The following is a 25,906-nucleotide window of genomic DNA, read 5'->3' as shown; positions in this document are numbered from 1 at the left end:
CCCCCCCCCCCCCCCCCCCCCCCCCCCCCCCCCCCCCCCCCCCCCCCCCCCCGCCCCCCCCCCCCCCCCCCCCCCCCACTACCTCAGAAGTCCTGCTGCAGGCTCAGGTAGGCGCCGCGGCGCGGGCCCCATTGTGGCGCGAACACGCCGACGCCGCCGCCATCACGCAGCTGGTAGCTGCGATCCAGTGCATTGATCACCGCCACCTGCACGTGCAGCGGATGCCCGCTGTTGGCATTGAAGTCGTGGCCGGCACTCAGGTTCACCTGCAGGTAGGACGGCAGTTCGCCACCGTTGGGCACCGTGTCGGTATCCGAGCGCAGGCCGCTGCCGAACACGTAGTTCGCACCGATGCGGTTGTGGCCGGCGAAGGCGTAGCTGAAGCCACCCGACGAGGTCAGCTTCTGGTCGTGGTCCAGATGGATCCAGTGGTCAGCCACATAGGCCAGGGCCTCCGGGTCCAGGTTGTACTGGCTGGTGATGACGTCGGTACCGATGGCCTTGTTCAGGGCGGCGTTGAAGTAGGCACTGAAGGGACCGTGGCTGTAGTCGGCGCTGAATTCCAGGCCGCGGATGTGGCCGCGACGGTAGTTGAACGTCGAGTAGATGTAGGCGGCGCCGAACTGGCCTTCGTCCTGCAGGCGCGAGACGCGGCGGTCATAGGCATCCAGGCCCAGGGTGAGGTGCTCGCCGACCTGCTGGGAGACGCCGATGTCGTAGTAGTCGCTGCGCTCGGCCAGCGGAATGTTGTTGCCACCGGACGGCTGCGCGTTGGTGGTGCCGTCATACAGGCTGATGTCGCTGGTGGCGATCAGCTCGCTGGCCGGCGGGGTGAAGTAGCGCGAGTAGCCGGCGTGCAAGGTGGTGCTGCCGCTGGCCGTCCAGACCACGCCCAGGCGCGGGCTGAGCTGGCCCTCGGTCTGGCCGAAGGCCTTGTAGCGGTCACCGCGCAGGCCGTAGTTGACCGTCCAGTCGTCGCCGATCTTCCACTCGTCCTGCACGTAGACCGCCATCGTGGTGGCCTTGAACGCGCTGCTGTCGGCGATCTGCGACGGCGTGGTGCTGGTCTGGGCGCCGTCGTCGTCGACCGGGAACACCCAGCTGTTGTTGCTGGCGCGGGCACGCTCCTGGTTGCCGTACACGCCATAACGCAGCGTGTGGTTGTCGCCCAGCGGCGTGGAGAAATCCGCCTGCAGCGTGTTGGCGCGGTTGCTGCGCTGGACCTGCGAGGCGACGCCACTGAACACCAAGTCGCCGGCCACGTCGGGATTGAAGCCGACATCGCTGTAGCGCTGCCCGACCGAGACCTGGTAGGCGGTTTCGCCCAGCGTGCCCTGCAACACCAGCATGCCGAAGCGGGTGGTTTCGCGCTGCGTCTCATCCAACTGGCTGGAATCGAAGGTGGTGGTGTCCAGGTAGCCGAACTGCGGGGTCTGGCCCGGGTTGACCGGAATCTGGAAGCGGTTGTTGGCGAAGCCGGCGAACACGCTCAGGCGGGTCGTGTCGTTGACCAGGTAGGTCAGGTCGGCGAAGGCCTTGCCCTGGTGGGTGTCGTCATGTTCCGGCTTGCGCGAGCTGGTCGGGTTCTCCAGGCCTACGTCGTTCTGGTCGTAGTTGCCGGTCAGGAACCAGCTCCAGCGCCCCTGTGAGCCCCACCAGGAGGCATTCGGGTTGACCTTGCCGAACGAGCCGGCGGTGATGCCGACGCTGCCGCCATTGCCGAGCTCGGCGCCGCTGCGGGTGGTGATGTCGACCACCGCGGCGGTGCGCTCGCCGAACTGTGCCGGTAGCGCGCCGTCCATCAGGCGGATGCTCCTGATCGTGCGCGCGTCCAGGGTCTGGCCGAAACCGGAGATCGACTCGGGCAGCAGCACGCCGTTGATGCGGTACTGCAGGTTGGCGTGGTCGCCGCGCACGTGCACGCCACCGTAGGAATCCTGGACCACGCCCGGCGCCTGCAGCAGCACCTGGCTGAGCGGCGCGGACGCGCCCAGCGGCTGCTTCTGGATGTCCTCGGCGGTGATCTGGTACTGGCTGCTGCCGATGTCGGGCGACAGCGCGTTGCGCGCCTGGTCGAGCTGGGCGCTGACGGTGACGGTGTCAAGGTCCTTCACCGGGGCGGCGTCAGTGGCGGCATCGGCGGCCAGGGCGAGGGAGGGCAGGCTGGCCAGGGCCAGGGCGAAGGTGATGCCGGTAGCGAGCAGGGAGGGCTTCATGGCGGATGGGCTGTGGAAGGGGCCGGCGGAGGGGATGGGATTGTTACTTCTTAACACTGCGGAGCGAATCATGCGCCTGTCCGGGCGGGTGTGGTCATACGGTTTGTGGCAGATCGCGTTGCCCTTTCCCCGGTGTTCAGCGATGTGCAGACGGCGGTCGGGCCTTTGCGACAGCGGCCGGCTCTGCGACCATGACTGCCCCCCACCCCGGAATCCTGCAATGAGCCTGTCCGCCGTTCCGCCCGTCTCCGATCCCGCTGCGACCGCCGCCGGCGCTGGCTGGTCGCCGGAGAGCTGGCGTGGCAAGACCGCCCTGCAGATGCCGACCTATCCCGATCCCATCGCGCTGGACGCCGCCCTGCACGAGCTGAAGCGGCTGCCGCCGCTGGTGACCTCGTGGGAGATCCTGGCGCTGAAGCAGCAGCTGGCCGACGCGCAGGAAGGCAAGCGCTTCCTGCTGCAGGGCGGTGACTGCGCCGAGAATTTCAGCGACTGCGAATCGGGCACGATCTCCAACCGGCTGAAGGTGCTGCTGCAGATGAGCCTGGTGCTGGTGCACGGCCTGCGCCAGCCGGTTATCCGTGTTGGTCGTTTTGCCGGCCAGTACGCCAAGCCGCGCTCGGCCGACACCGAGACCCGCGATGGCGTGACCCTGCCCAGCTACCGCGGCGACGTGATCAATGCGCCGGCGTTCACCGAGGCCGCGCGCCTGCCGGATCCGAAGCGGATGCTGCAGGCCCACGCGCATTCGGCGATGACGATGAACTTCGTGCGTGCGCTGATCGACGGCGGCTTCGCCGACCTGCACCATCCCGAATACTGGAACCTGGAGTGGGTGCGGCATTCGCCGCTGGCCGCCGAGTACCAGAAGATGGTGGCCTCGATCGGCGACGCCGTGCACTTCATGGAGACCCTGGCCGGGGCCCGCGTGCACAACCTCAACCGCATCGATTTCTACACCTCGCACGAAGCGCTGCTGCTGCCGTACGAGCAGGCGCTGACCCGGCAGGTGCCACGCCAGCAGGGCTGGTTGAACCTGAGCACGCATTACCCGTGGATCGGCATGCGCACCGCCGCGCTGGATGGCGCGCACGTGGAGTACCTGCGTGGCGTGCGCAATCCGATCGCGATCAAGGTGGGGCCGTCGGTGCAGCCGGACCAGCTGCTGCGGTTGATCGACGTGCTGAACCCGGACGACGAACCCGGACGCCTCAGTTTCATCCACCGCATGGGTGCGGCGCAGATTGCCGAGAAGCTGCCGCCGCTGCTGGACGCAGTGAAGCGCGATGGCCGCCGCGTACTGTGGGTGTGCGATGCGATGCACGGCAACACCGAGAGCACGGCGAACGGCTTCAAGACGCGTCGCTTCGACAACGTGCGCGGCGAGGTGGAGATGTCCTTCGACCTGCATGCGGCGGCGGGCACGCGCTTGGGTGGCGTGCACCTGGAGCTGACCGGCGAGGACGTGACTGAATGCACCGGCGGTGCACGTGAGTTGACCGAGCGTGACCTGGAGCGTGCGTACCGGTCGACGGTGGATCCGCGGTTGAACTACGAGCAGTCGCTGGAGATTGCGATGGCGATCGTGCGCAAGCAGGAGCAGGCGAGGTAGGTTTTTCTGCAGGGCTTGCAGCCCTGCACCTGCTGCAGTCAACGGCAACGTCAACATCAAACGCTGGGTGTCCGTGGGTTGGCGGGGCGGTGTCGGATTACAGGGACGCCGCAAGTACGTCCCTGTAGGCTTGGCCGCGGCATCCATGCCGCGGACACCCCGCAATCCGACACCGCCCCGCCTTCGACAGGTTCACGCGGCTGTTGATAACAGCGACGGTTGTTTCGCACGGCTGTTGGTGGGTGTCGACCGTTGGTCGACACGATCTCTCTGTCAGATATCGAATTTCATATTGAGACGGTCGTCGGATCGCGTCTGGGGAAGAGCCCCCTGAGTCAGGGGGGCGGCCGCGCAGCAGCGGGGGTGTGGGTGGTGCTAAGTGGGGCCCGCGTTTCGCGCAGCGAAGCGTTGGAGCCGCAGCGCGCATGCGATGTCGCGTACCCAACCCTGCATACAACACACTCATGCCCCTTGCGCCACCCTGTCCATCCGCATGTTCGAGTGGAGGTGGCAAGGGTGCATTGGGAGCACATGCAGGCCTATGCATGGCCGTTGGGGCTGGCGCTGGTGATCGGCGGCATCGGTGCATGGGTGATCCTGTGGGTCTATCACCGATTGAAAGGGCGCGATCGGCGTCGTGCGCGCATCGGCCGCGTGCTTGGCCTGCCGCTGGCCACGGCGTTGCCGCTGCTGCTGCTGATTCCCGCATTGCAGGCGACGCCGTTGCAGGACCCGCTGCTGGGCAATCTGCAGCGCATCCTGCACATCAGCCTGGTGGCCTGCTTCATCTGGTTGCTGGTGCGCGGTGTCGGCGCCATCGAGCGCGCGATCCTGCGCAGCAATCCCATCGACGTGGCCGACAACCTGGAAGCGCGCCGCATCCAGACCCAGACCCGAGTGCTCAGCCGGGTGATCATGGGCGGCATCATCGTGCTCGGCGCCTCGCTGGTGCTGCTTCAGTTCGACATGGTGGCCAAGATCGGTTCGGCGCTGCTGGCGTCGGCGGGCCTGATCGGTCTGGTCGCTGGTATCGCGGCCAAGCCGGTGTTCGGCAACCTCATTGCAGGCCTGCAGATCGCCGTGACCCAGCCGATCCGCCTGGATGACGTGGTGATCGTTGAAGGCGAGTGGGGGCGCATCGAGGAGATCGGCAGCAGCTACGTGGTGGTGCGCATCTGGGATGAGCGGCGGATGGTGGTGCCGTTGACCTGGTTCATCGAAAACCCCTTCCAGAACTGGACGCGGCGCAGCGCCGACCTGCTGGGTACCGCGTTCTTCTGGCTGGATTACCGCGCGCCCATTGCGGCCATCCGTGCCGAGCTGGAGCGCATCTGCCGGGGCGAGCCGCTGTGGGACGGCCGCGTGTGCGTGACCCAGGTGACCGACACCAGCGAACGCGCGATCCAGGTGCGCCTGCTGGTCAGTGCGCGCAGTTCCGGCGATGCGTTCGACCTGCGCTGCCTGGTGCGCGAACGGATGCTGGATTTCCTTGCCCGCGAACATCCGCAGTCGCTGCCGCAGGTGCGCGCGCGCCTGCAGCACGAGGACGAGCTGGACATGCCGCGCGGACCGCGTGCGCGCACGGCGGACGTGCGTTCGCCGGGTGCGGAGGATGGGGAGGCGGCGATCGTGCCGGGGGAGCCAGAGCCCGAACGGTAGCGCCGGGCCATGCCCGGCGAGCGCAGCGGCATCGTCCGATCCGCCTGGCATGGCCCGGCGCTACCGGGAAGTTACGGATCGCCAGCGTCGATCAGTGCGTCGGTGGCGAACCGCGGCGGCTGTCGCGCGCGGGTGCGCTGTTCGTAGGCGTACGCCATCTCGATCAGCTTCGGCTCGCTCCAGGCGGTGCCCATGAACAGGAGGCCGGCGGGCAGGCCGTCGATCTGGCCCATCGGTACGCTCAGGCTGGGGTAGCCGGCCACCGCCGCGGCGCTGTAGCTCTCGCCGGGAAAATCATCGCCGCTGCTGCGCAACGGCCAGGCAATGCCGGTGGTCGGGGCGACCAGGCCATCGAGCTGGTGCGCGGCCAGCACCGCATCAATGCCCTCAGGGCCTGCCAGGCGGCGCGCATCGCTGCGCGCACGGATGTAGACGGGGTCGGCCAGGCCGGGGGTGGCGTCGGCCTCCTGCAGCAGTTGCTGGCCGAACAGCCCCAGTTCCTGCTTCGCATGGGCCTGGTTGAAGGCGATCAGCGCGGCCAGGCTGCGCAGCGGCGCCTTGTAGGTGACCAGGTAGCGCTCCAGCCCCGCCTTGAACTCGTACAGCAGCACGGTGCGCTCGGCCTCTTCCCAGGCGCCCTGGTTCGGCATCGCCACCGGTACCACCACCGCGCCGGCGCGACGCAGCTCGGCCACGGCCTGGTCCATCAGCGGCGACATGCCGCGGTACTTCAGCAGCGGTGTCTGCAGCAGGCCCAGGCGTTTGCCGCGCAGGCCCTGCGGATCCAGCCGCGCGGTGTAGTCGTAGACCGCGCGCCCGGGCATGGTCGCGGTGGCCGGGTCGGCAGCATCGCGGCCGGCGATGGCGGTCAGCACCGCGGCCGCATCGGCCACGCTGCGGGTCATCGGCCCGGCGGTGTCCTGGCTGAAGGAGATCGGGATGATGCCCTCGCGGCTGACCAGGCCGACGGTGGGCTTGAGCCCGACCACGCCGTTGATCGCCGCCGGGCACACGATGCTGCCGTCGGTCTCGGTGCCGATCGCCACGCTGGCCAGGTTGGCGGCCACGGCCACCGCGCTGCCGCTGCTGGAGCCGCACGGCGAATGGCTCAGGCGGTAGGGGTTGCGGGTCTGGCCGCCGCGCGCGCTCCAGCCGGAGATCGAATCATTGCCGCGGAAGTTGGCCCATTCGCTGAGGTTGGTCTTGCCCAGCACCACCGCGCCGGCCTCGCGCAGGCGCCGCACCAGATAGGCATCGCCGGGCTTGAAGCCCTGCAGCGCCAGCGAGCCGGCCGTGGTGGCCATGGGGGCGGCGTTGATGTTGTCCTTCAGCAGCACCGGGATGCCGTGCAGCGGGCCACGCAGGCGGCCTGCACGGCGCTCGCGGTCACGTTCGGCCGCTTCCTTCAGGGCATCGGGGTTGAGTTCCAGCACCGCGCGCAGGCGGGGTCCGGTGCGGTCCAGGGCGGCGATGCGCTTGAGGTAGGCGGCGGTGAGGGTGGCGCTGTCCAGCTCACCGCTGACCATCCGCGCCTGCAGATCGGCCACGTCGGTTTCGGCGTAGGGGAAGGGCACGTTGCTGCTGCTGGGCGCGGCGGCGTGCACGGCCGGTGTCGCCGGACCGCAGCCCACGGCAAACAGGGCGGGCAGGGCCGCGGTCAGGCAGGTCAGCAGGGAAGACAGGAACGGGCGCATCGGACGGCTGGGTCGGCTCCAATCGTCAGTGTAGCGGCTGCTCAGTGGCGGCGCTTGCGCAGGTCGCGGGCGAGCACGTAGACGACGATCAGGTTGATCGCCAGCACGCTCCAGGACGCCCAGCCGGGGTGGCGCAGCACCGCGTAGATATCGAATGGCAGGTAGATGGAGGCGGTCAGGCAGCCGAGCCAGGAGGCCCAGGCCTTGGTCTTCCACAGGCCCCAGGCTTCGACCAGGTGCAGCAGGCCGTAGCCGATCATCGCCGCCGCGGCCAGGTGCACCGCGTCGGGACTGATCATGTTCAACAGCGAGGGCAGGGTGCCGTGATCCGGGTCGAGGCTGAAACGCCGGATCAGGGCATTGACCCCATCGCGAAGCGGCTGCGGACCGAGCATTTCCAGCCCGGTCGCAGCCAACAGCGCCAGCATCGCCTTGCTCGCTTCGAGCAGGGCGATGACGTGGAGACCCGGATGCCGGTGCGGATCCGGGTTGTAGCCGTTCTGGCTCACGGGTCAGGCTCAGCCGCCGCGCGAAGCCTTCTTGCGGTCGCTTTCGGTCAGGAACTTCTTGCGCAGACGGATCTCCTTCGGGGTGATCTCGACCAGCTCGTCGTCCTCGATGAAGTCCAGGGCCTGTTCCAGCGAGTACTTGATCGCCGGGGTCAGCTGGATCGCATCGTCCTTGCCCGAAGCGCGCATGTTGGTCAGCGGCTTGGTCTTGATCGCGTTGACGGTCAGGTCGTTGTCTTTGGAGTGGATACCGACCAGCTGGCCTTCATACACGTTGTCGCCTTCAGCGGCGAACAGCTTGCCGCGTTCCTGCAGCGGGCCAAGCGAGTAGGCCGGCGTGGTGCCCGGCGCATTGGCGATCATCACGCCGTTGATGCGCTTGGCAATGGCGCCCTGTTCCTTCGGACCGTAGTGGTCGAACACGTGGAACAGCAGGCCCGAACCCTGGGTCAGGGTCTTGAACTCGTTCTGGAAACCGATCAGGCCACGGGCCGGGATCGAGTATTCCAGGCGCACGCGGCCCTTGCCGTCCGGCTCCATGTTCTTCAGCTGGCCCTTGCGGGTGCCCAGCTTTTCCATCACGCCGCCCTGGTGGATTTCTTCGATGTCCACCACCAGCTGTTCGATCGGCTCCATCATCTGGCCGTCGATTTCCTTGATGATGACTTCCGGGCGCGACACGGCCAGCTCGTAGCCTTCGCGACGCATGTTCTCGATCAGCACCGACAGGTGCAGTTCGCCACGGCCGGAGACCAGGAACTTGTCAGCGTCTTCCAGCTGCTCGACCTTCAGGGCCACGTTGTGGACCTTTTCACGGTCCAGGCGGTCCTTGATCTGGCGGCTGGTCAGGAACTTGCCACCGGACAGATCCTTGTTGCCGGCGAACGGCGAGTTGTTGACCTGGAAGGTCATCGAGATGGTCGGCTCGTCGACGGTCAGTGCCGGCAGCGCTTCCGGGGTATCCGGGTGGCACAGGGTGTCGGAGATGGTCAGCTCCGGAATACCGGAGATGGCGACGATGTCACCGGCTTCGGCGGTGTCCTGCTCGATGCGCTCCAGGCCCAGGAAGCCCAGCACCTGCGCGACCTTGCCGTTGCGCTTCTTGCCTTCACGGTCGATGACCGCGACCTGCATGTTCTTCTTCAGGGTGCCGCGCTGGATGCGGCCGATGCCGATGACGCCCACGAAGTTGTTGTAGTCCAGCTGGCTGATGCGCATCTGGAAGGCGCCCTCCGGATCGACTTCCGGCTTCGGCGCGTGCTGCATGATCGCTTCGTACAGCGGGGTCATGTCGCCGTCGCGCACGGTGTCTTCCAGGCCGGCGTAGCCGTTCAGGGCCGAGGCGTAGACGATCGGGAAGTCGAGCTGCTCGTTGGTGGCGCCGAGCTTGTCGAACAGGTCGAAGACCTGGTCGATCACCCACTCCGGACGCGAGCCCGGACGGTCAACCTTGTTGACCACGACGATCGGCTTGAAGCCCATCGCGAAGGCCTTCTGGGTGACGAAGCGGGTCTGCGGCATCGGACCGTCCATGGCGTCGACCAGGATCAGCACGGTGTCGACCATCGACAGCACGCGCTCGACCTCGCCGCCGAAGTCGGCATGCCCCGGGGTGTCGACGATGTTGATCCGGTTCTTGATGCCGGTCTTCTTGTCTTCCCAGGTGATGGCGGTGTTCTTGGCCAGGATGGTGATGCCGCGTTCCTTTTCCTGGTCGTTGCTGTCCATCACGCGCTCGGCGAGGACGGTACGCTCGGACAGGGTGCCGGACTGCTTCAGCAGCTGGTCGACCAGGGTGGTCTTGCCATGGTCGACGTGAGCGACGATGGCGATGTTGCGAAGGTTTTCGATGGACATACGAAAGGGGGCCAGTCGGCGCCGGATTTGGAAAAAGAAGTCCAACATTATACGTCGAAGTTGACGATTGGCGAAAACCTTCATTTCAGGCCCGGCCGGATGCCCATTCAGGCGCCTGTCGGGGCTGCCTGAACGGTGCCCCCCGGCCGGTCGGGCCGCCCCCGTTGGGCCATGGTCGAAGGCGCCGCTGCCACGAGCCGGGTGTAAACTAGGTGGCTAGACGCATTCCCATCTGCAGCAAGGATCTCCATGTCCCTCATCGCCACTTTCGACACCACCCAGGGCCCGATCAAGGTCGAGCTGTTCGCCGACAAGGCGCCGCTGACGGTTGCCAACTTCGTCAACCTGGTCAAGCAGGGCTTCTATGACGGCCTGATCTTCCATCGCGTCATCGCCGACTTCATGATCCAGGGCGGCTGCCCGCAGGGTCGTGGCACCGGTGGCCCGGGCTACAAGTTCGAGGACGAGAAGAACGGCGTGAAGCATGAGGTCGGCTCGCTGTCGATGGCCAACGCCGGTCCGAACACCAACGGCAGCCAGTTCTTCATCACCCACATCAAGACCGACTGGCTGGACGGCCGCCACACCGTCTTCGGCAAGGTCCTGGAAGGCCAGGCCATCGTCGATTCGGTCAAGCAGGGCGACGTGATCCATTCGATCACCCTGGAAGGCGACGTCGACGCCGCGCTGGCCGCACAGGCCGACCGCGTCGCCGAGTGGAACAAGATCCTCGCCGCCTGATCCCCCTTCGAAACGGCCACCCCTCGGTGGCCGTTTCCCTGTTCCCCGCCGCCCGCCAGGCCTGCGTGCCACGCCCGCGGCGTTCCATCCAACGCTTGCAAGCAAGAGGAAACCCCCATGAAAGCACCCGTTCGTGTTGCCGTGACCGGCGCTGCCGGCCAGATCGGTTACGCCCTGCTGTTCCGCATCGCCTCCGGCGAAATGCTGGGCAAGGACCAGCCGGTCATCCTGCAGCTGCTGGAACTGCCGGTCGACAAGGCCCAGGCCGCCCTGAAGGGCGTGATGATGGAGCTGGAAGACTGCGCCTTCCCGCTGCTGGCCGGCATGGTCGGCACCGACGACGCCGAAGTGGCCTTCAAGGACGCCGACATCGCCCTGCTGGTCGGCGCGCGTCCGCGCGGCCCGGGCATGGAGCGCAAGGACCTGCTGCTGGAAAACGCCAAGATCTTCACCGCGCAGGGCGCGGCGCTGAACAAGGTCGCCAGCCGTGACGTGAAGGTGCTGGTGGTCGGCAACCCGGCCAACACCAATGCCTACATCGCCATGAAGTCGGCCCCGGACCTGAAGCCGGAAAACTTCACCGCCATGCTGCGCCTGGACCACAACCGCGCGCTGAGCCAGCTGTCGAACAAGCTCGGCAAGCCGGTCGGTGGCATGGAGAAGCTGGTCGTGTGGGGCAACCACAGCCCGACCATGTACCCGGACTACCGTTTCGCCACCGCCGACGGTGCTTCCATCGCCGATGCGATCAACGACCAGGAATGGAACGCCAACACCTTCATCCCGACCGTCGGCAAGCGCGGCGCGGCGATCATCGAAGCCCGCGGTTCGTCCTCGGCTGCTTCGGCCGCCAATGCTGCCATCGACCACGTGCGTGACTGGGTGCTGGGCAGCAACGGCAAGTGGGTCACCATGGGCGTGCCGTCCGACGGTTCCTACGGCATTCCGGAAGGCGTGATCTTCGGCTTCGCCGTGACCACCGAGAACGGCAAGTACACCCTGGTCAAGGATCTGCCGATCGACGACTTCAGCCAGAAGTACATCGACAAGACCCTGGCCGAGCTGGAAGAAGAGCGCTCCGGCGTCGCCCACCTGCTGGGCTGATACCGCGTTGACCGGTAGGTACCGACCGTTGGTCGGTACGCAGCAACGGGGAGGCTTCGGCTTCCCCGTTTCTGTTTGAGGACCAGGGAACCTGATGATCCACCTGCATTACATCGATGACGCACTGCTGGTGGCCGAGAAACCGGCCGGCCTGCTGTCCGTGCCAGGCCGTAGCGAGGAGAACCAGGACTGCGTCGTGACGCGGCTGCAGGCGCTGTACCCGGACGCGCTGACCGTGCACCGCCTGGACCAGGTGACCTCAGGCCTGCTGCTGCATGCACGCGGCAAGGCGATGCAGGCGGCGCTGTCGATGCAGTTCGAGCAGCGCCAGGTGAGCAAGCGCTACGAGGCGATGGTGCAGGGGCTGCTTGAGGCCGACGCCGGTGAAGTGGACCTGCCGTTGATCGTGGACTGGCCGAACCGGCCGAAGCAGATGGTGGACCACGAACGTGGCAAGCCGGCGCTGACGCGCTGGCAGGTGCTGGCGCGGGATGCGCAGGCACAGCGCACGCGCGTGGCGCTGGAACCGGTGACGGGGCGCAGCCATCAGCTACGGCTGCACATGGCCAGTCTTTGCCATCCCATCGTGGGAGATGTGTTGTATGACGCCGCGCCGGCGCAGCGGGTGCATCTGCATGCATGCGCGCTGGGGTTCACGCATCCGCTGACGGGTGCGTTGCTGGCGTTCGAGTCCCCTGCTCCGTTCTAGGTGGTTCGGCAGGGCTGCGCCCTGCACCTGCCGAAGCAACGTCAACGTCAAGGGCGGGCTATCCGTGGGTTGGCGGGGCGGTGTCGGATGGCGGGGACGCCGCAAGTACATCCCTGTAGGCTTGGCCGCGGCATTCATGCCGCGGACACCCCGCAATCCGACACCGCCCCACCTTCGACAGATTCACGCGGCTGTTGGTAACGGCGACTGTGCGGCTGTTGGTAGGTGTCGACCTTGGTCGACACGATTCTTCCATCGGATATCGATGGTCATCTGGTGTCAGAGCCCGTTGCGCAGCAACGGGATCCGACCCCTTGCCGTTCAATCAGCTCGCGGGAAACTGTCGAAGGCGGGGTGGGTCCGGTTGAGGGGGTGTGAGCGGCATGGATGCCGCGACCAAGCCCCCATGGATGGGTTCAGGGCTTCCCCCTCAACCGGACCCACCCCGCCAACCCCAGGAAGCCTGCCTCTGCTGTTGCTTCGGCTTCGGGGGGTGCAGGACGACAGCCCTGCAGAACACACCCCACCCCCTACCAAGGTAGGGCGGCCCGCATGCCAGCACCGGACTATCCTCGATTGCATGACTTTGTCTGGGAGGGCTGCGTCATGAACTACGAGGAAACCTACCGCCGCTCGATCGACGAGCCGGAGGCGTTCTGGGGCGAGGAAGCCAAGCGCATCTACTGGCATGTGCCGCCGAAGCAGGTGCTGGATTACAGCAACCCGCCGTTCCGCCGCTGGTATGTCAGCGGTGAAACCAACCTCTGCTACAACGCCGTCGACCGCCACCTCGTCGATCGCGCCGACCAGCTCGCGCTGGTCGCGGTCTCCACCGAAACCAACGTCACCCGCGAAATCACCTATCGCCAGCTGTACCGCGAAGTGAATGACTTCGCCGCGGTGCTGCAGCGCCTCGGTGTCGGCCACGGCGATCGCGTGGTCATCTACATGCCCAACATGGCCGAAGCCGTGTTCGCCATGCTGGCCTGCGCGCGCATCGGCGCCGTGCACTCGGTGGTGTTCGGTGGCTTCGCCGCGCACAACCTGGCGCTGCGCATCGACGATGCCAAGCCGAAGCTGCTGATCGCTGCCGATGCCGGCATGCGCGGTGGCAAGGTCATTCCGTACAAGGCCATGGTCGACGCGGCCTGTGCCGAAGCGGCCAACCCGCCGCCGCACGTGCTGATCGTCTCGCGCGGCCTGGATCCGGCCGAGCCGCGCATGCAGGGACGCGATGTCGACTACGCTGCACTGCGTGCGCAGGTGGGCGAAGTGGACGTGCCGGTGAAATGGCTCGAATCCAGCGAACCCAGCTACCTGCTCTATACCTCCGGCACCACCGGCAAGCCCAAGGGCGTGCAGCGCGATGTCGGCGGCTACGCGGTAGCGATGGCGCAGTCGATGCAGACCGTGTTCGACTGCAAGCCCGGCCAGGTGATGTTCTCCACATCGGACGTGGGCTGGGCCGTCGGCCATTCCTACAACGTGTACGGGCCGTTGATCGGCGGCTGCACCTCGCTGCTGTACGAAGGCCTGCCGACCAACCCGGACCCGGGCATCTGGTGGGCGCTGTGCGAGCAGTACAACGTGCGCACGATGTTCTCCTCGCCCACCGCCATCCGCGTGCTGAAGAAGCACGATGCCGACTTCATCCACCGCCACGACCTGGATGCGCTGAAGTACCTGTTCCTGGCCGGCGAGCCGCTGGATGAACCCACAGCGCACTGGATCAGCGAGGCGCTGGGCAAGCCGATCATCGACAACTACTGGCAGACCGAAACCGGCTGGCCGGCGCTGACCCTGCTGCCGGGGCTGGACATGAAGCCGGTGCGCTTCGGCTCGCCGGGTTTCCCCAATCTCGGCTATCGCATGAAGGTGATCGACGAGAACACCGGTGAGGAAGTCGCCGCCGGGCAGAAGGGCGTGCTGGTGGTCACGCCGCCGCTGCCGCCGGGCTGCATGAGTACGGTGTGGAACGACGATGCGCGCTTCATGCAGAGCTACTTCAGCCACTTCAAGGAGCTGCTGTACAGCTCGCTGGACTGGGCCATTCGCGATGACGACGGCTACACCTTCATCCTTGGCCGCACCGACGATGTGATCAACGTCGCCGGCCATCGCCTGGGCACGCGCGAGATCGAGGAAGCCATTTCCGGCCACCCGCGCGTGGCCGAGGCGGCGGTGATCGGGGTCAAGGACGAACTGAAGGGGCAGGTGCCGCTGGTGTTCGTCACCCTCAAGCAGGGACTCAACGGCGAGGATCCGGCACCGGTGGTGGCCGAGATGATGGCGGCGGTAACCGCCTCGCTCGGCGCGGTGGCCCGGCCGGCGCATGTGCACGTGGTCAATGCGCTGCCCAAGACCCGGTCGGGCAAGCTGCTGCGGCGTTCGCTGCAGGCGCTGGCCGAACAGCGCGACCCGGGCGACCTGTCGACCCTGGATGACCCCGGGGCGCTGGAAGAGATCCTCCGCGCGCTGGGGCGGTAAGCCGATTCTGTAGAGCCGAGCCCGCGCTCGGCTGCGTTTGCCTGGTGGAGAAAAGCCGCCAGGCATGGCCTGGCGCTACCCATCCGTCAGACATGCGCTAAGCTCGGCCTGTCATCGATCTGCGACAGGGGCTGCGCTTCGGGGAAGCTGCGCAGGCTCCGACGATGGCGGGCAAGGGGGCGCGTCCGTCCGGGCGCGCAGATGAAGCGCATCAAGGATCGGGGGGATGCATGGCACTGCTGCACGCCAAGACGGCCGCTGGCCGCCAGGAAATCGAAGACCGTGGCCGTCGCCTGCCGGCGGGACTGCGTTCGATCCTGTTGATGGTCGATGGCCGGCGCGATGACAACGAACTGCGCGGCCTGCTGGAAGGCCTGCGCGCACCGCAGGATGCATTGCAGCAACTGGCGGCGCTGGAGCTGATCGAAGTGATCGGTGGTTCGGTGGAGCCGGTGGCCGCGCGCGGCCTCAGCAGCGGCCGCGAGCAGGATCCGGCGCTGTACCAGCAGCTGTACGACGCGATGAGCGACGCGGTTCGTCGCCATCTGGGCCTGAAGGGCTATTTCATGCAACTGAAGATCGAGCGCTGCAAGGATGCGTTGTCGCTGGAGCGGCTGTGCCCGGAACTTCAGGAGGCCGTGGCGAAAGCGCGCAGTCCGGCGCTGGCCCAGCGCTGGTGGCAGGAAACCCAAGCGCTGCTGTCGTCGGCCACCGGCGAGGTCGTGCAGGCCTGAGGTGGCGGGTAAAGTGGGCGATGGATTCCACTGCCCCTCGAGGAGACCTGCGTGCAGGACGAACACCACACCACCGACACGCCCGGTTGGGACGCCATCAACGCCGCGCTGGCACCGCTGTATGCCGGCCAGGAGCCGCGCCATTACGGCACCGCGTTGCCCTACACGCTGGGCGGCCAGGACCCGCTGGACGGCATCAGCGTGTACTGGGCCGACGCACCGGTGCCGCACTGGCACTACGTCACCTACGGCTTTTCCGAACTGTATGCGAAGGAAAGCAGCGATGCCGACGCCAGCGGTTATGGCTTCGAGCTGACGTTCCGCCTGGCGGCAGCGCCCGGCGAGGACGCCACCAGTACGCCGCCGGTGTGGCCGCTGAACCTGCTGCAGAACCTGGCGCGCTATGTGTTCGGCAGCGGCAACGTGTTCGAGGATGGCCACCATCTCAATGCCAACGGACCGATCGCGCTGGAGACCGGCACCCGCCTGTGCCATCTGGCCTTCATTGCCGACCCGCAGCTGCCGGCGCGTGACACCGCCAACGGCCACCTGCAGTTCCTGCAGCTGGTCGGCCTGACCGACGAGGAGATGGAGGCAGTCAAGCGCTGGTCGACCCGTGATGTGCTGCAGGCTCTGCAGCCGGCGATGCCGCTGTGGATCACCGACCTGCACCGCGGCAACCTGCTCGACGATCCCGCGCTGGCGGCACGGGTGCGCGAGGGCAGTGAACGCGAAGGGTCCAGCACCGGCATGCTGTTCATTGAAACGCTGCAGTGGCGCCACGAGGCGGGGGTGACCACGCTGGTGCTGGGCGCCGGCCAGGTGTCGAGCGTGAGCGAGCTGCTGGGCCTGCGCCTGCGCCACGGCAAGCCGCTGGAGCTGGTCAGTCGTGAGCGTCAGTGGACGTTCGTGCCTGCCGCTGGCGACTCTGCCAACGATGTTGGAAGCGACAGCGCGCTCTGGGCCCTGGACGAGGCCGGGCTGCAGGCGATGGCGGCGGCGCCGGCCGAACGCGGGCTGTACCCGGTGGCGGAGGCGCTGCGCATTGAAGTGGTGCCGACCCAGCTGCGCGACGGCAAGGGCGAGGTCATCCGCGAGATCGGCTGAGCGCGACGAACGCGCGGGGTGGGGTCAGAGCCGCCTGCTGCGCAGACGGATCCGACCCCGCGCCAGAGGGGATCAGATCCGTTCGCCATGCGAACGGCTCCGACCCCGTCCCAGGCCTCAGGCCAGGCCTTCGGCCTTCAGCACGGCCTGCACGCCAGCGTCGGCTTCCATGCGGGTCTTGAACGCGGCTACGTTGTCCAGGCCGGCCAGGTCGACCTTGGCGGCTGCGGCCCAGCGCAGGGTGATGTAGAAGTAGGGGTCGGCGAAGCTGCGGAAACCGGCCAGCCACGGCTTGTCGGCCAGCTGCTTGTCGGCGGTCTCGAACAGGCCACGCAGGCGCTTGCGCGCGGCGGCGCGGATGGCGTCGAACTGGCCTTCATCGGCGATGAACTTGGCCGGCCCGAACAGCGGCGAGAACGCCGGGTGCACGTCCGAATTGACGAAGGACAGCCAGCGGGTGGCTTCGGCGCGCTGCTGCGCGCTGCCATCACCGGCCAGGCCGGCCTGCGGGAAGCTGTCGGCGATGTAGCCCATGATCGCTGCGTTCTGCAGCAGGATGAAATCACCATCGACCAGGGCGGGCACCGCACCGGCCGGGTTGATCTTGAGGAATTCCGGACCCTTCAGGGTGTCCTTGTCCAGCAGTTCCACGTCATAGGGCTGGCCGGTCCACTGCAGTGCGATGTGGTCGGCGGTGGAACAGGCACCGGGCTTGCTGTACAGCTTCATGGGAACTCCAGGCGGGGCGGGAAACGCCCACTATCCCAGAGCCTGCCGGCGCGCGGCAACGCTGCCGCCGGCAACAGATCGTTACGACTGGCGAGGCTTGAGGTTCTGCACCTTATAGAAGGTGTGGTCGCCGATGGTCGCCACCTGGTAGGCATTGCGCCAATTCGGGCTGGCGATGGACAGCGCGGCGAAGTGGCTGGCGCCGGGCACGATCTCGCGGCGTTCGCCGGCCGGCAGCGCCCAGTTGCGCTCGGCGTCGAAGGCCACGTTCATCGCCTCGCTCCAGGCCGCATCGTTGCCCAGCTGGGTGCCGGGGGAGACGATGGTCGGGGCGAACTGCTTGCGCGCGGTGACCACCTGGCACATCGAATCACCCCACAGGCCGCTGTCGAGGCGGCGCAGTGCGACTTCGGCGACGGCCTGCTGGCCGCGCAGGGTCTGGTCGCGGGCTTCCAGGTAAACGGTGGTGCTCAAACACAATGAATCAGCGGCCGGCTGCGGCAACAACTGCGACAGCCAGAGAATCCAGGCCAGTTTCATGTAACTCCTTGCTCCGTGTGGGCCGCACCTCTGGATTCCCGCAGCGGGGGCTGCGGGCCGGGGTACGACTTGGCGTCATGGGGAGGCGGCCATCGGGGCCGCCCCGTGGGCGACCCCAAAAGAAACGATCAATCCGATCGAGGGGGTCGCGCCGGCTCACCGGAAACTGGCTGGTGAGCGGAAAGTTGGCGCAAGGTAGGGGGGGATTGCCGAACGCATCCTGAATCGGCTTGCTTGACATTCAGGTTCGCGCCGGGTGACGGAAATCACATTCCGTCCCCCATTCAGGGTCGAACTACAGCGCGGCAGCCACCCGGCTGCCCTGATCGATTGCTCGTTTTGCGTCGAGTTCGGCAGCCACATCGGCACCGCCGATCAGCTGCGCGGCGATGCCCGCGGCCTGCAGTTCGGCCAGCAACGCACGGTTCGGTTCCTGCCCGGCGCAGACCACCACATGGTCGACCGGCAGCAGCTGTTCGCTCCCCTCGACGCGGATGCGCAGGCCATCGTCGTCCACGCCCAGGTACTCCACACCGCCGAGCATGCGCACGCCCTTGGCCTTCAGCGTGGCGCGGTGGATCCAGCCGGTGGTCTTGCCCAGCCGCGCACCGGGTTTGCCGGCACTCCGCTGCAGCAGCCAGAGGCGACGCGGCGAAGCCTCCACCTGCGGGGTGGCCAGGGCGCCGCGGGCCTCGAAGCGGCTGTCCACGCCCCATTCGGCCATCCAGCGCTGCGGGTCCAGCGACGGCGAGGGGCCGGCATGGCTGAGGAATTCGCCGACATCGAAGCCGATGCCGCCGGCGCCAATGATCGCCGCGTTGGCGCCGACTTCGACCCGGCCCAGCAGCACGTCCAGGTAGCTGACCACCTTGGCGTGGTCGGCACCGGGGAAATCGACCTTGCGCGGGGTGATGCCGGTGGCCAGCACCACCGCGTCGAAGCCGGCCAGGGCGGCCGCGTCGGCGCGCGTGTCCAGGCGCAGCTGCACGCCGGTTTCGGCCAGCTTGTGGCGGAAGTACCGCAGGGTCTCGTGGAACTCTTCCTTGCCCGGGATGCGCTTGGCCACGTTGAACTGGCCGCCGATCTCCCCGCCGGCATCGAACAGGGTGACCTGGTGGCCACGTCCGGCAGCCACCGTGGCGCAGGCCAGGCCGGCCGGCCCGGCACCGACCACGGCGACCTTTTTCGGTGCGGTGGTCGGGCGGTAGACCAGCTCGGTCTCGTGCGCGGCACGCGGGTTGACCAGGCAGCTGGCCAGCTTGTTCTCGAACACGTGGTCCAGGCAGGCCTGGTTGCAGGCGATGCAGGTGTTGATCGCCTCGGCGCGGCCGGCGCGGGCCTTGTTCGGCCACTGCGGGTCGGCCAGCAGCGGGCGTGCCAGCGACACCATGTCGGCGCCGCCACCGGCCAGGATGCGCTCGGCCACGTCGGGCATGTTGATGCGGTTGGTCGCCACCAGCGGCACCTTCACGTGCGGCTTGAGCTTGGCGGTGACCCCGGCGAAGGCCCCACGCGGCACCGAGGTGGCGATGGTCGGAATGCGCGCCTCGTGCCAGCCGATGCCGGAATTGATGATCGTCGCGCCGGCGGCCTCGATGGCCTGCGCCTGCTGCACGATCTCCTCCCAGTTGCTGCCGTCATCGACCAGGTCGACCAGCGACAGCCGGTAGATGATGATGAAGTCCGGCCCGCAGGCCTCACGGATGCGGCGCACGATCTCCACCGCGAAGCGCATGCGCTGCTTTGCGTCGCCACCCCAGGCATCGGTGCGCGTGTTGGTGCGCGGGGCGATGAACTCGTTGATGAGGTAGCCCTCCGAGCCCATCACTTCCACGCCGTCGTAGCCGGCCTCGCGGGCCAGCCTGGCGCTGCGCGCGTAGTCGGCGATATGGCGTTCGACGCCGCTGGCCGACAACGCACGCGGGGTGAACGGATTGATCGGCGCCTTCAGCTTCGACGGCGCCACCGACAGCGGGTGATACGCGTAGCGACCGGCGTGCAGCAGCTGCAGGCAGATCTTCGCGCCGTGCTGGTGCGCGGCGGCGGTGAGCTGGCGGTGCGGGCGTACTTCCCACGGCCAGGACAGTTTGCCGCCGAACGGCTTCAGCCAACCCACCACGTTCGGCGCGAAGCCGCCGGTGACGATCAGGCCGACGCCGCCCTCGGCGCGCTCGGCGAAGTAGGCGGCCAGGCGCGGGAAGTCGCGGGCGCGATCTTCCAGGCCGGTGTGCATCGAGCCCATCAGCACCCGGTTGCGCAGCTGGGTGAAGCCCAGGTCCAGCGGGGAGAACAGGTGCGGGTAGGCGGTTTCGTTGGCTGGCGACATGGTCGATACGCTTGCGTACGGAAGCGCGCAGCGTGCCGCGAAACCGCGGCCGGGGCAAGGGCTGGTGCAGCGCACGGTAGCGCGGGGCCATGCCCGGCGATGCGGTCACCCGTGGCCGCGCTGCGCGCTCGCCGGGCGTGGCCCGGCGCTACCACCCGCCGGGCGGCCGATGCCGAACCAGCCCAGGGTGAATCCGCACAGCGGGCCGATCAGCACGGCGAAGGCCAGCGTGCCCAGGCCGATGTTGCCGCCCAGCCACCAGCCCACCGCCAGCGCGCTGCCTTCGATGAGGGTGCGGACCTTCCAGATCGGCCAGCCGGTGCGTGCATGCAGGCCGGTCATCAGCCCATCGCGCGGACCGGGGCCGAGCCGTGCGCCGATGTACAGGCCGGTGGCCAGCGCGATCAGCAGCAGGCCGGCGCAGAACAGCAGCAGCTGCCACGCCAGGCCGACGGCCGGCGGCAGCAGCCACAGGCCGAACTGCGCGGACGGCCCGATCAGCAGCACGTTGAGCACCGTGCCCACGCCGGGCTTCTGCCGCAGTGGCCACCACAGCAGCAGCACCACCAGGCCCACCAGGTTGGTGACCAGGCCGAACGACAGCGGCGAGTGCAGGGTGATGCCCTGTGACAGCACGTCCCACGGCGCCACGCCGATGGCCGCGCGCACCATCAGGGCGATGCCGAATCCATACAGGAACAGGCCGGTGACAAGTTGCAGCAGGCGCAGGCGCAGGGCGGTGGGCATGGGGGTTCCGGGGGAGGGGAGATCTGTTCCCACCGTAGTCCCGCTTCGGCGTTCGTTATAGATACAGATGCGAGGCAATGCGCGCGTACAGCAGCGTGACCGCCAATGCGCTGTTCCGGATCAACGGTAATGACGGGCCGGAGCGAAGGATATCGGTCGGTGCGCAACTGAAACCACGACATCGAATGACGTTTTCACCACTTCTACGGCCGGGGAGCGGTTCCTGTCACAAGGTTCCTCACTTCAATGGGCGCGCGCTGAATCCCGCCGCCAAGCCGTCTGCTAACTCTCTCGCCTGTTCTCCTTAATCCCCTCCAAACCCTTGCCGCATGGGTGTCTTGCGGATTTTCATGATCCTGTATAGGGTTTCAACGTCGAATCGTTGGCTGGTCGGGTGCGACGCTTCACATGTTACGTGACTGTTAACATGACCTTCACCCGCCTGAGCATAATGTTCGCGGCGGTGGCGTGCTGAATCGGCTGTCGAACATCGACGCAGTAGTGCTGGCCCATGCCTCTACCGGTTTCATACCCCCGAAATAGGAGCTGTACTCAATGAACAAGAAGATCCTTACTGCCGCGCTGCTGGGTGGTCTGGCTTTCGCCCAGGCTGCGTCCGCGCAGGAGTTCGATGACCGCTGGTACCTGACCGGTTCGGCCGGCTTCAACTTCCAGGACAGCGACCGTCTGACCAATGACGCTCCGTTCGTGACTCTGGGCCTGGGCAAGTTCATCAGCCCGAACTGGTCGCTGGACGGTGAGCTGAACTACCAGAACCCGAACTTCGACGCCAACCAGGACCTGAACTGGTCCCAGTACGGCATCTCGTTCGACGTTCGTCGCCACTTCATCCAGGAAGGCCGCGGCTGGAACCCGTACATCGTCGGCGGCCTGGGCTACCAGAAGTCGGAAGAAGAATACGCTGCCCTGGACAACAACGGTCCGCGTGAGCGCAAGGACGGCAACCTGTCGGCCAAGCTGGGCGTCGGCCTGCAGACCACCTTCGAAAAGCGCGTTGCTGTTCGCGCCGAAGTGGCCTACCGCGCTGACTTCGACGACCAGAGCGTTGCCGCGCGCGACGAGAGCTGGTTCGGCGACGTGCTGGCTTCGGTCGGCGTCGTGATCCCGCTGGGCCCGGCCCCGGTGGCCGCTGTTGCCCCGGCTCCGGCTCCGGTTGCCCCGAGCTGCGCCGACCTGGATGACGACGGTGACGGCGTCAACAACTGCGACGACAAGTGCCCGAACTCGCAGCCGGGTCAGACCATCGGTCCGGACGGTTGCCCGGTGCCGGTCTCGATCGACCTGAAGGGCGTGAACTTCGACTTCGACAAGTCGAACCTGCGTCCGGACGCTGTGGCCATCCTGTCGGAAGCTTCGGAAATCCTGAAGCGTTACCCGGACCTGCGCGTTGAAGTCGCCGGTCACACCGACTCGAAGGGTACCGACGCTTACAACCAGAAGCTGTCCGAGCGTCGCGCCACCGCCGTGTACAACTACCTGACCCAGAACGGTGTGGACGCTGGCCGTCTGCAGGGCCCGATCGGCTACGGCGAGAGCCGTCCGATTGCCCCGAACACCAACCCGGATGGTTCGGATAACCCGGAAGGTCGCGCCAAGAACCGTCGTACCGAGCTGAACGTCCAGAACTAAGTTCTGACGCTCTGCCAGTAAGACACAGCAGGACCCGGCTTCGGCCGGGTCTTGTTGTCTGTGGGCCCGGGAAACACAGCCGTCCCGCCCTCTGAACGACCGTTCGTCGGTATTTTGCCCGCAAAACCAATGAGTTGCCGTATTCATTGAAAGTGGCGCTTGAAAGCTGTCGCGGCATTGCTAAACTCGCCGCGTCACTTCCTCTCGTGGATGCACCTCATGCTGCGCTCTGCATCGGCCGCCGTCCTGGCGCTGGCCCTGGTTCCCGTCGCCCACGCGGCGGTTGATTGCTCGGTCAACACCAGCGCCTCGCCGCTGCCCCTGCCGGCCACGGCCATCGCGCCGGTGGCCGATGAGCTGTACATCCGCGGCACCCAGCTGGGCATGTCCAGCGGCGTGCTGGGCAGCAGCTACGATCCCTCGCAGTCGCTGGACCAGGTGCTGCAGCGCCTGCGCATCGATGGCTGCCAGAACATCGCCAAGGCCATCCCGAGCGCACCGGCGGTGAAGCCGAACGATCCGGCGGCCTACAAGCCGCAGACCGAGTTCGACAACACGCCATGGCGCTTTGACATGAGCCAGAACGGCAAGCGCATGACTGCAGAAGAGTTCGACGCCTGGATGAAGGCGCGTGGCGTGCGCGTGGTCAAGGCGCGTCCGGCGCCGGCCGCTGCCGCCGCCCCGGCCACCACCGAAGCACCGGCTGAGACCAAGCCGGGCGAGAAGAAGTAAGCCGCGCGGGGAGCAGAGGCTTGCGCACGCGCCGCCCTCCTGCCACCCCCGCCGCCCGCTCCCACGCTCCGCGTGGGCGTGCGAAGCCCCCTGCCGCACCCGCCGGTGTCCGTCATGGCCTGGCGCGCGTGCTGTCCAAGGCGGGCGTCTGTTCGCGTACCGAAGCCGCGCGCTGGATCGCTGACGGTCGCGTGCGGGTGTCCGGGCGCATCGTCCGCGATCCCGAGTTCCCGATTGCGCAGCCGGCACCGCCCATCGAAGTGGACGGCCAGCCGCTGGGCGCGCCGCAGCGCCTGTACCTGATGCTCAACAAGCCGCGCGGGGTGGTCACCACCGCGCAGGATGAGCGTGGCCGCGACACCGTCTACCGCTGCTTCGATGGCGCCGGCCTGCCGTGGATCGCGCCGGTCGGGCGGCTGGACAAGGCCAGCGAAGGCCTGCTGCTGTTCAGCAACGACCCGCAGTGGGCCGCGCGCCTGACCGATCCGCAGACCGGGCCGGACAAGACCTACCACGTACAGATCGACCGCCTGCCGGACGAGGCCACCCTGGCCGCGCTGCAGGCCGGCATCGACGACGAGGGCGAGTTCCTGGTCGCCCGGGCCGTGCGCGTGCTGCGCAGCGGCGACAAGACCGCATGGCTGGAGGTCGTCCTCGAAGAGGGGCGCAATCGCCATATCCGCCGCCTGTTGGCGGCCTTCGACCTGCAGGTGCTGCGCCTGGTCCGGGTTGCGATCGGCGGGCTGGCGCTCGGCGATCTCGGCAAGGGCCAGTGGCGGGTGCTGGAGGTCAGCGACCAGCAGCGGCTGGGGGCCGCTGCACCGGGCTGAAGTCCGGCCCACGGCTGGCAGCTGCCGGCCACCGTTCCAGGCGTAGGGGGCGCCTGGCTTTCGATTCATTTGAACGGAGCGTGCCCATGTACCCGAGCCTCGACCGAACCCTGCGCTGCGCCAGCCTGCTGCTGCCGCTCGCACTGCTGACCGCCTGTGGCGGCCACAAGAAAGTGGCCAAGGCAGAAACCCTGGTGGAAACGCCGGTGGTTGAAGTGAAGACCCCGGAACTGGACGGCCGCGGCAGTTACCGCTTCATGATGAGCGACGGCGACCACAAGATGACCGCCGACGAGTTCGATGCCTGGATGAAGGCCAACGGCATCCGTGTAGCCAAGGGCAACGCGCAGGACGCCACCGCCAAGCCGGTGGTGGTGGCCAGCAAGGACGAGCCCAACGACAAGAAGAAAAAGAAGAAGTGATGCGCGTTGCGCGTCACGCCGGTAGCGCCGGGCCGTGCCCGGCGAGCGCGTAGCGCGGAAGCTGTTGGTGGGGTCAGAGCCCTTTCCTGCGGAAAGGGATCCGACCCCGGTGCATCATCAGCCCTTGATCACGCCCAGTTCCAGGCCGATGCGGGTGAACGCATCGATGGCGCGGTCCAGGTGCTCACGCGTGTGCGCGGCGCTGATCTGGGTGCGGATGCGGGCCTGGCCCTTGGGCACCACCGGGAAGAAGAAGCCGATCGCGTAAATGCCTTCTTCCAGCAGGCGCTCGGCGAACTTCTGCGCCAGCGGGGCGTCGTACAGCATCACCGGGCTGATCGGGTGCACGCCCGGCTTCACGTCGAAACCTGCAGCGGTCATCTTTTCGCGGAAGTAGGCGGTGTTCTGCGCCAGGGTGTCGCGCAGGTCGTCAGCGGCGGCCAGCATCTCGAAGGCCTTGATGCCGGCGGCGACCACGTGCGGCGGCAGCGAGTTGGAGAACAGGTACGGGCGCGAGCGCTGGCGCAGCAGCTCGATCACCTCGGCGCTGGCGCAGGTGAAGCCGCCCAGCGCGCCGCCCATGGCCTTGCCCAGGGTGCCGGTGATGATGTCGATCTTCTCCAGCACGCCCTTCACTTCGGCCGAGCCGCGGCCGCTGGCACCGAGGAAGCCGGTGGCATGGCATTCGTCGATGTGGACCAGCGCGTTGTACTTCTTCGCCAGCGCGGTGATCTCGTCCAGCGGGGCGATGAAGCCGTCCATCGAGAACACGCCGTCGGTGGTGATCAGCTTGGTCTTGCAGCCGGCGGCATCGGCAGCCTGCAGCTGCGCTTCCAGGTCGGCCATGTCGCAGTTGGCGTAGCGGAAGCGCTTGGCTTTGCACAGGCGCACGCCGTCGATGATCGAGGCGTGGTTCAGCGCATCGGAAATGATCGCGTCGTTCTCGCCGAGCAGTGGCTCGAACAGGCCGCCGTTGGCGTCGAAGCAGGCCGCGTACAGTATGGTGTCCTGCTTGCCGAAGAAGTCGGCGATCTGCTTTTCCAGCTGCTTGTGCAGGTCCTGGGTTCCACAGATGAAGCGCACCGAGGCCATGCCGAAGCCGTGGGTGTCCAGGGCGTCCTTGGCCGCCTGGATCAGGTCAGGGTGGTCGGCCAGGCCCAGGTAGTTGTTGGCGCAGAAGTTGAGCACGGTGCGGCCGTCGTCGAGGGTGATCTCGGCCGACTGCGGGCTGGTGATGATCCGCTCGGACTTGAACAGGCCCTGGGCGCGGATGGCGTCCAGTTCCTCGGCGTAGTGGCGGGTCAGGGCAGAGGAGGTCTCGGTCATGGCGTGGGCACGGCTCAGCACGGGAAACCGCTGATTCTACCGGGCAACGGTGGCCGGCAGCCGCCTGCGGCGGGCCATCGCCATGGCCGGCACATGTTGCATCGCAATATCAAACAGGTTAAAAAACCGTGAACCGGTAGCGATTCCGCCGGCTGCGCCACCCGCCTCCCCCCGC

The 25,906-nt window shown here is 67.2% G+C and carries 21 protein-coding genes; 12 read left to right on the top strand and 9 right to left on the bottom strand.

What is annotated here, in order from left to right:
- Positions 1-83 precede the first annotated feature (83 nt).
- Positions 84-2,216, bottom strand: a complete 2,133-nt coding sequence (locus tag NQ204_RS11890) for a TonB-dependent receptor (RefSeq protein ID WP_256643950.1) — start codon at positions 2,214-2,216, stop codon at positions 84-86.
- Positions 2,217-2,436: 220 nt separating this feature from the next.
- On the opposite strand from NQ204_RS11890, the gene NQ204_RS11885 reads away from it, so the two are divergent.
- Both NQ204_RS11885 and NQ204_RS11880 read left to right on the top strand, forming a co-directional pair.
- Positions 2,437-3,828: a class II 3-deoxy-7-phosphoheptulonate synthase gene (locus NQ204_RS11885; protein ID WP_079220766.1), complete on the top strand. Its 1,392-nt coding sequence runs from the start codon at positions 2,437-2,439 to the stop codon at positions 3,826-3,828.
- Positions 3,829-4,359: 531 nt separating this feature from the next.
- Positions 4,360-5,487, top strand: coding sequence for a mechanosensitive ion channel family protein (locus NQ204_RS11880; RefSeq protein ID WP_246161190.1), 1,128 nt, complete (start codon positions 4,360-4,362; stop codon positions 5,485-5,487).
- A gap of 71 nt (positions 5,488-5,558) precedes the next feature.
- On the opposite strand, the gene NQ204_RS11875 is transcribed toward NQ204_RS11880, so the two are convergent.
- From NQ204_RS11875 to typA, 3 genes are read right to left on the bottom strand one after another with little or no spacing between them, the layout of a single operon-like run.
- Positions 5,559-7,181 carry an amidase gene (locus tag NQ204_RS11875; protein WP_256643949.1) on the bottom strand — a complete coding sequence of 541 codons (1,623 nt, stop codon included), beginning with the start codon at positions 7,179-7,181 and terminating at the stop codon, positions 5,559-5,561.
- Positions 7,182-7,222: 41 nt separating this feature from the next.
- A complete protein-coding gene (locus NQ204_RS11870; RefSeq protein ID WP_256643948.1) occupies positions 7,223-7,690 on the bottom strand; it encodes a DUF2127 domain-containing protein in 468 nt (155 codons plus the stop codon).
- A 9-nt stretch (positions 7,691-7,699) separates the two neighbouring features.
- The gene (gene typA / locus NQ204_RS11865) at positions 7,700-9,547 is read right to left on the bottom strand and encodes a translational GTPase TypA (protein WP_049456418.1); all 1,848 of its coding nucleotides are present in this window, start codon (positions 9,545-9,547) and stop codon (positions 7,700-7,702) included.
- Positions 9,548-9,796: 249 nt separating this feature from the next.
- Between typA and NQ204_RS11860 the strand changes: the two genes are divergently transcribed.
- From NQ204_RS11860 to NQ204_RS11835, 6 genes are all read left to right on the top strand, one after another.
- Entirely contained in the window at positions 9,797-10,288 is a 492-nt protein-coding gene (locus NQ204_RS11860) for a peptidylprolyl isomerase (RefSeq protein WP_079220769.1), read from the top strand.
- Positions 10,289-10,405: 117 nt separating this feature from the next.
- Positions 10,406-11,392 carry a malate dehydrogenase gene (locus NQ204_RS11855; protein ID WP_108748672.1) on the top strand — a complete coding sequence of 329 codons (987 nt, stop codon included), beginning with the start codon at positions 10,406-10,408 and terminating at the stop codon, positions 11,390-11,392.
- A 94-nt stretch (positions 11,393-11,486) separates the two neighbouring features.
- Positions 11,487-12,101 (top strand): RluA family pseudouridine synthase, encoded by a 615-nt coding sequence (locus NQ204_RS11850; RefSeq protein WP_116865024.1) that lies wholly within the window; start codon positions 11,487-11,489, stop codon positions 12,099-12,101.
- Positions 12,102-12,707: 606 nt separating this feature from the next.
- Positions 12,708-14,588 (top strand): propionate--CoA ligase, encoded by a 1,881-nt coding sequence (prpE, locus tag NQ204_RS11845; protein WP_116863795.1) that lies wholly within the window; start codon positions 12,708-12,710, stop codon positions 14,586-14,588.
- A 230-nt stretch (positions 14,589-14,818) separates the two neighbouring features.
- On the top strand, positions 14,819-15,322 hold the full coding sequence (locus NQ204_RS11840) for a hypothetical protein (RefSeq protein ID WP_116863796.1): 504 nt from the start codon (positions 14,819-14,821) through the stop codon (positions 15,320-15,322).
- A gap of 51 nt (positions 15,323-15,373) precedes the next feature.
- Positions 15,374-16,429: a suppressor of fused domain protein gene (locus NQ204_RS11835; protein WP_116863797.1), complete on the top strand. Its 1,056-nt coding sequence runs from the start codon at positions 15,374-15,376 to the stop codon at positions 16,427-16,429.
- 117 nt (positions 16,430-16,546) lie between these two features.
- Here the strand turns inward: NQ204_RS11835 and NQ204_RS11830 are convergent, their stop codons facing one another.
- The 4 genes from NQ204_RS11830 to yczE form a co-directional block, all read right to left on the bottom strand.
- Positions 16,547-17,158: a glutathione S-transferase N-terminal domain-containing protein gene (locus NQ204_RS11830; RefSeq protein WP_256643947.1), complete on the bottom strand. Its 612-nt coding sequence runs from the start codon at positions 17,156-17,158 to the stop codon at positions 16,547-16,549.
- Positions 17,159-17,239: 81 nt separating this feature from the next.
- Positions 17,240-17,698, bottom strand: coding sequence for a cell wall hydrolase (locus NQ204_RS11825; RefSeq protein WP_004154513.1), 459 nt, complete (start codon positions 17,696-17,698; stop codon positions 17,240-17,242).
- Between the two features lie 295 nt (positions 17,699-17,993).
- Positions 17,994-20,024, bottom strand: coding sequence for an NADPH-dependent 2,4-dienoyl-CoA reductase (locus NQ204_RS11820; protein WP_116863799.1), 2,031 nt, complete (start codon positions 20,022-20,024; stop codon positions 17,994-17,996).
- A 105-nt stretch (positions 20,025-20,129) separates the two neighbouring features.
- Positions 20,130-20,771, bottom strand: coding sequence for a membrane protein YczE (gene yczE / locus NQ204_RS11815; protein WP_256643946.1), 642 nt, complete (start codon positions 20,769-20,771; stop codon positions 20,130-20,132).
- A gap of 555 nt (positions 20,772-21,326) precedes the next feature.
- On the opposite strand from yczE, the gene NQ204_RS11810 reads away from it, so the two are divergent.
- The 4 genes from NQ204_RS11810 (at position 21,327) to NQ204_RS11795 (ending at position 24,405) form a co-directional block, all read left to right on the top strand.
- Positions 21,327-22,421, top strand: a complete 1,095-nt coding sequence (locus tag NQ204_RS11810) for an OmpA family protein (protein WP_116863801.1) — start codon at positions 21,327-21,329, stop codon at positions 22,419-22,421.
- Positions 22,422-22,640: 219 nt separating this feature from the next.
- Positions 22,641-23,153: a hypothetical protein gene (locus NQ204_RS11805; protein ID WP_108767867.1), complete on the top strand. Its 513-nt coding sequence runs from the start codon at positions 22,641-22,643 to the stop codon at positions 23,151-23,153.
- A 20-nt stretch (positions 23,154-23,173) separates the two neighbouring features.
- Positions 23,174-23,983, top strand: a complete 810-nt coding sequence (locus tag NQ204_RS11800) for a pseudouridine synthase (protein ID WP_256643945.1) — start codon at positions 23,174-23,176, stop codon at positions 23,981-23,983.
- 86 nt (positions 23,984-24,069) lie between these two features.
- Complete coding sequence (locus NQ204_RS11795) at positions 24,070-24,405, top strand: hypothetical protein (protein WP_116863804.1); 336 nt, start codon at positions 24,070-24,072, stop codon at positions 24,403-24,405.
- Between the two features lie 117 nt (positions 24,406-24,522).
- On the opposite strand, the gene kbl is transcribed toward NQ204_RS11795, so the two are convergent.
- Positions 24,523-25,731, bottom strand: a complete 1,209-nt coding sequence (gene kbl, locus NQ204_RS11790; RefSeq protein ID WP_200753815.1) for a glycine C-acetyltransferase — start codon at positions 25,729-25,731, stop codon at positions 24,523-24,525.
- Positions 25,732-25,906: the final 175 nt, after the last annotated feature.

Origin of the sequence: Stenotrophomonas testudinis, assembly GCF_024499815.1 — a bacterium.
In the GTDB taxonomy this organism is placed as follows: domain Bacteria; phylum Pseudomonadota; class Gammaproteobacteria; order Xanthomonadales; family Xanthomonadaceae; genus Stenotrophomonas.
This window is presented reverse-complemented; position numbering and strand designations above follow the sequence as displayed.

Excerpts from the sequence above, each read along its gene's own strand:
- NQ204_RS11890 (WP_256643950.1), bottom strand. The coding sequence starts at position 2,216 with ATGAAGCCCTCCCTGCTCGCTACCGGCATCACCTTCGCCCTGGCCCTG.
- NQ204_RS11885 (WP_079220766.1), top strand. The coding sequence starts at position 2,437 with ATGAGCCTGTCCGCCGTTCCGCCCGTCTCCGATCCCGCTGCGACCGCC.
- NQ204_RS11880 (WP_246161190.1), top strand. The coding sequence starts at position 4,360 with ATGCAGGCCTATGCATGGCCGTTGGGGCTGGCGCTGGTGATCGGCGGC.
- NQ204_RS11875 (WP_256643949.1), bottom strand. The coding sequence starts at position 7,181 with ATGCGCCCGTTCCTGTCTTCCCTGCTGACCTGCCTGACCGCGGCCCTG.
- typA (WP_049456418.1), bottom strand. The coding sequence starts at position 9,547 with ATGTCCATCGAAAACCTTCGCAACATCGCCATCGTCGCTCACGTCGAC.
- NQ204_RS11860 (WP_079220769.1), top strand. The coding sequence starts at position 9,797 with ATGTCCCTCATCGCCACTTTCGACACCACCCAGGGCCCGATCAAGGTC.
- NQ204_RS11855 (WP_108748672.1), top strand. The coding sequence starts at position 10,406 with ATGAAAGCACCCGTTCGTGTTGCCGTGACCGGCGCTGCCGGCCAGATC.
- NQ204_RS11850 (WP_116865024.1), top strand. The coding sequence starts at position 11,487 with ATGATCCACCTGCATTACATCGATGACGCACTGCTGGTGGCCGAGAAA.
- prpE (WP_116863795.1), top strand. The coding sequence starts at position 12,708 with ATGAACTACGAGGAAACCTACCGCCGCTCGATCGACGAGCCGGAGGCG.
- NQ204_RS11840 (WP_116863796.1), top strand. The coding sequence starts at position 14,819 with ATGGCACTGCTGCACGCCAAGACGGCCGCTGGCCGCCAGGAAATCGAA.
- NQ204_RS11830 (WP_256643947.1), bottom strand. The coding sequence starts at position 17,158 with ATGAAGCTGTACAGCAAGCCCGGTGCCTGTTCCACCGCCGACCACATC.
- NQ204_RS11825 (WP_004154513.1), bottom strand. The coding sequence starts at position 17,698 with ATGAAACTGGCCTGGATTCTCTGGCTGTCGCAGTTGTTGCCGCAGCCG.
- NQ204_RS11820 (WP_116863799.1), bottom strand. The coding sequence starts at position 20,024 with ATGTCGCCAGCCAACGAAACCGCCTACCCGCACCTGTTCTCCCCGCTG.
- yczE (WP_256643946.1), bottom strand. The coding sequence starts at position 20,771 with ATGCCCACCGCCCTGCGCCTGCGCCTGCTGCAACTTGTCACCGGCCTG.
- NQ204_RS11810 (WP_116863801.1), top strand. The coding sequence starts at position 21,327 with ATGAACAAGAAGATCCTTACTGCCGCGCTGCTGGGTGGTCTGGCTTTC.
- NQ204_RS11805 (WP_108767867.1), top strand. The coding sequence starts at position 22,641 with ATGCTGCGCTCTGCATCGGCCGCCGTCCTGGCGCTGGCCCTGGTTCCC.
- NQ204_RS11795 (WP_116863804.1), top strand. The coding sequence starts at position 24,070 with ATGTACCCGAGCCTCGACCGAACCCTGCGCTGCGCCAGCCTGCTGCTG.
- kbl (WP_200753815.1), bottom strand. The coding sequence starts at position 25,731 with ATGACCGAGACCTCCTCTGCCCTGACCCGCCACTACGCCGAGGAACTG.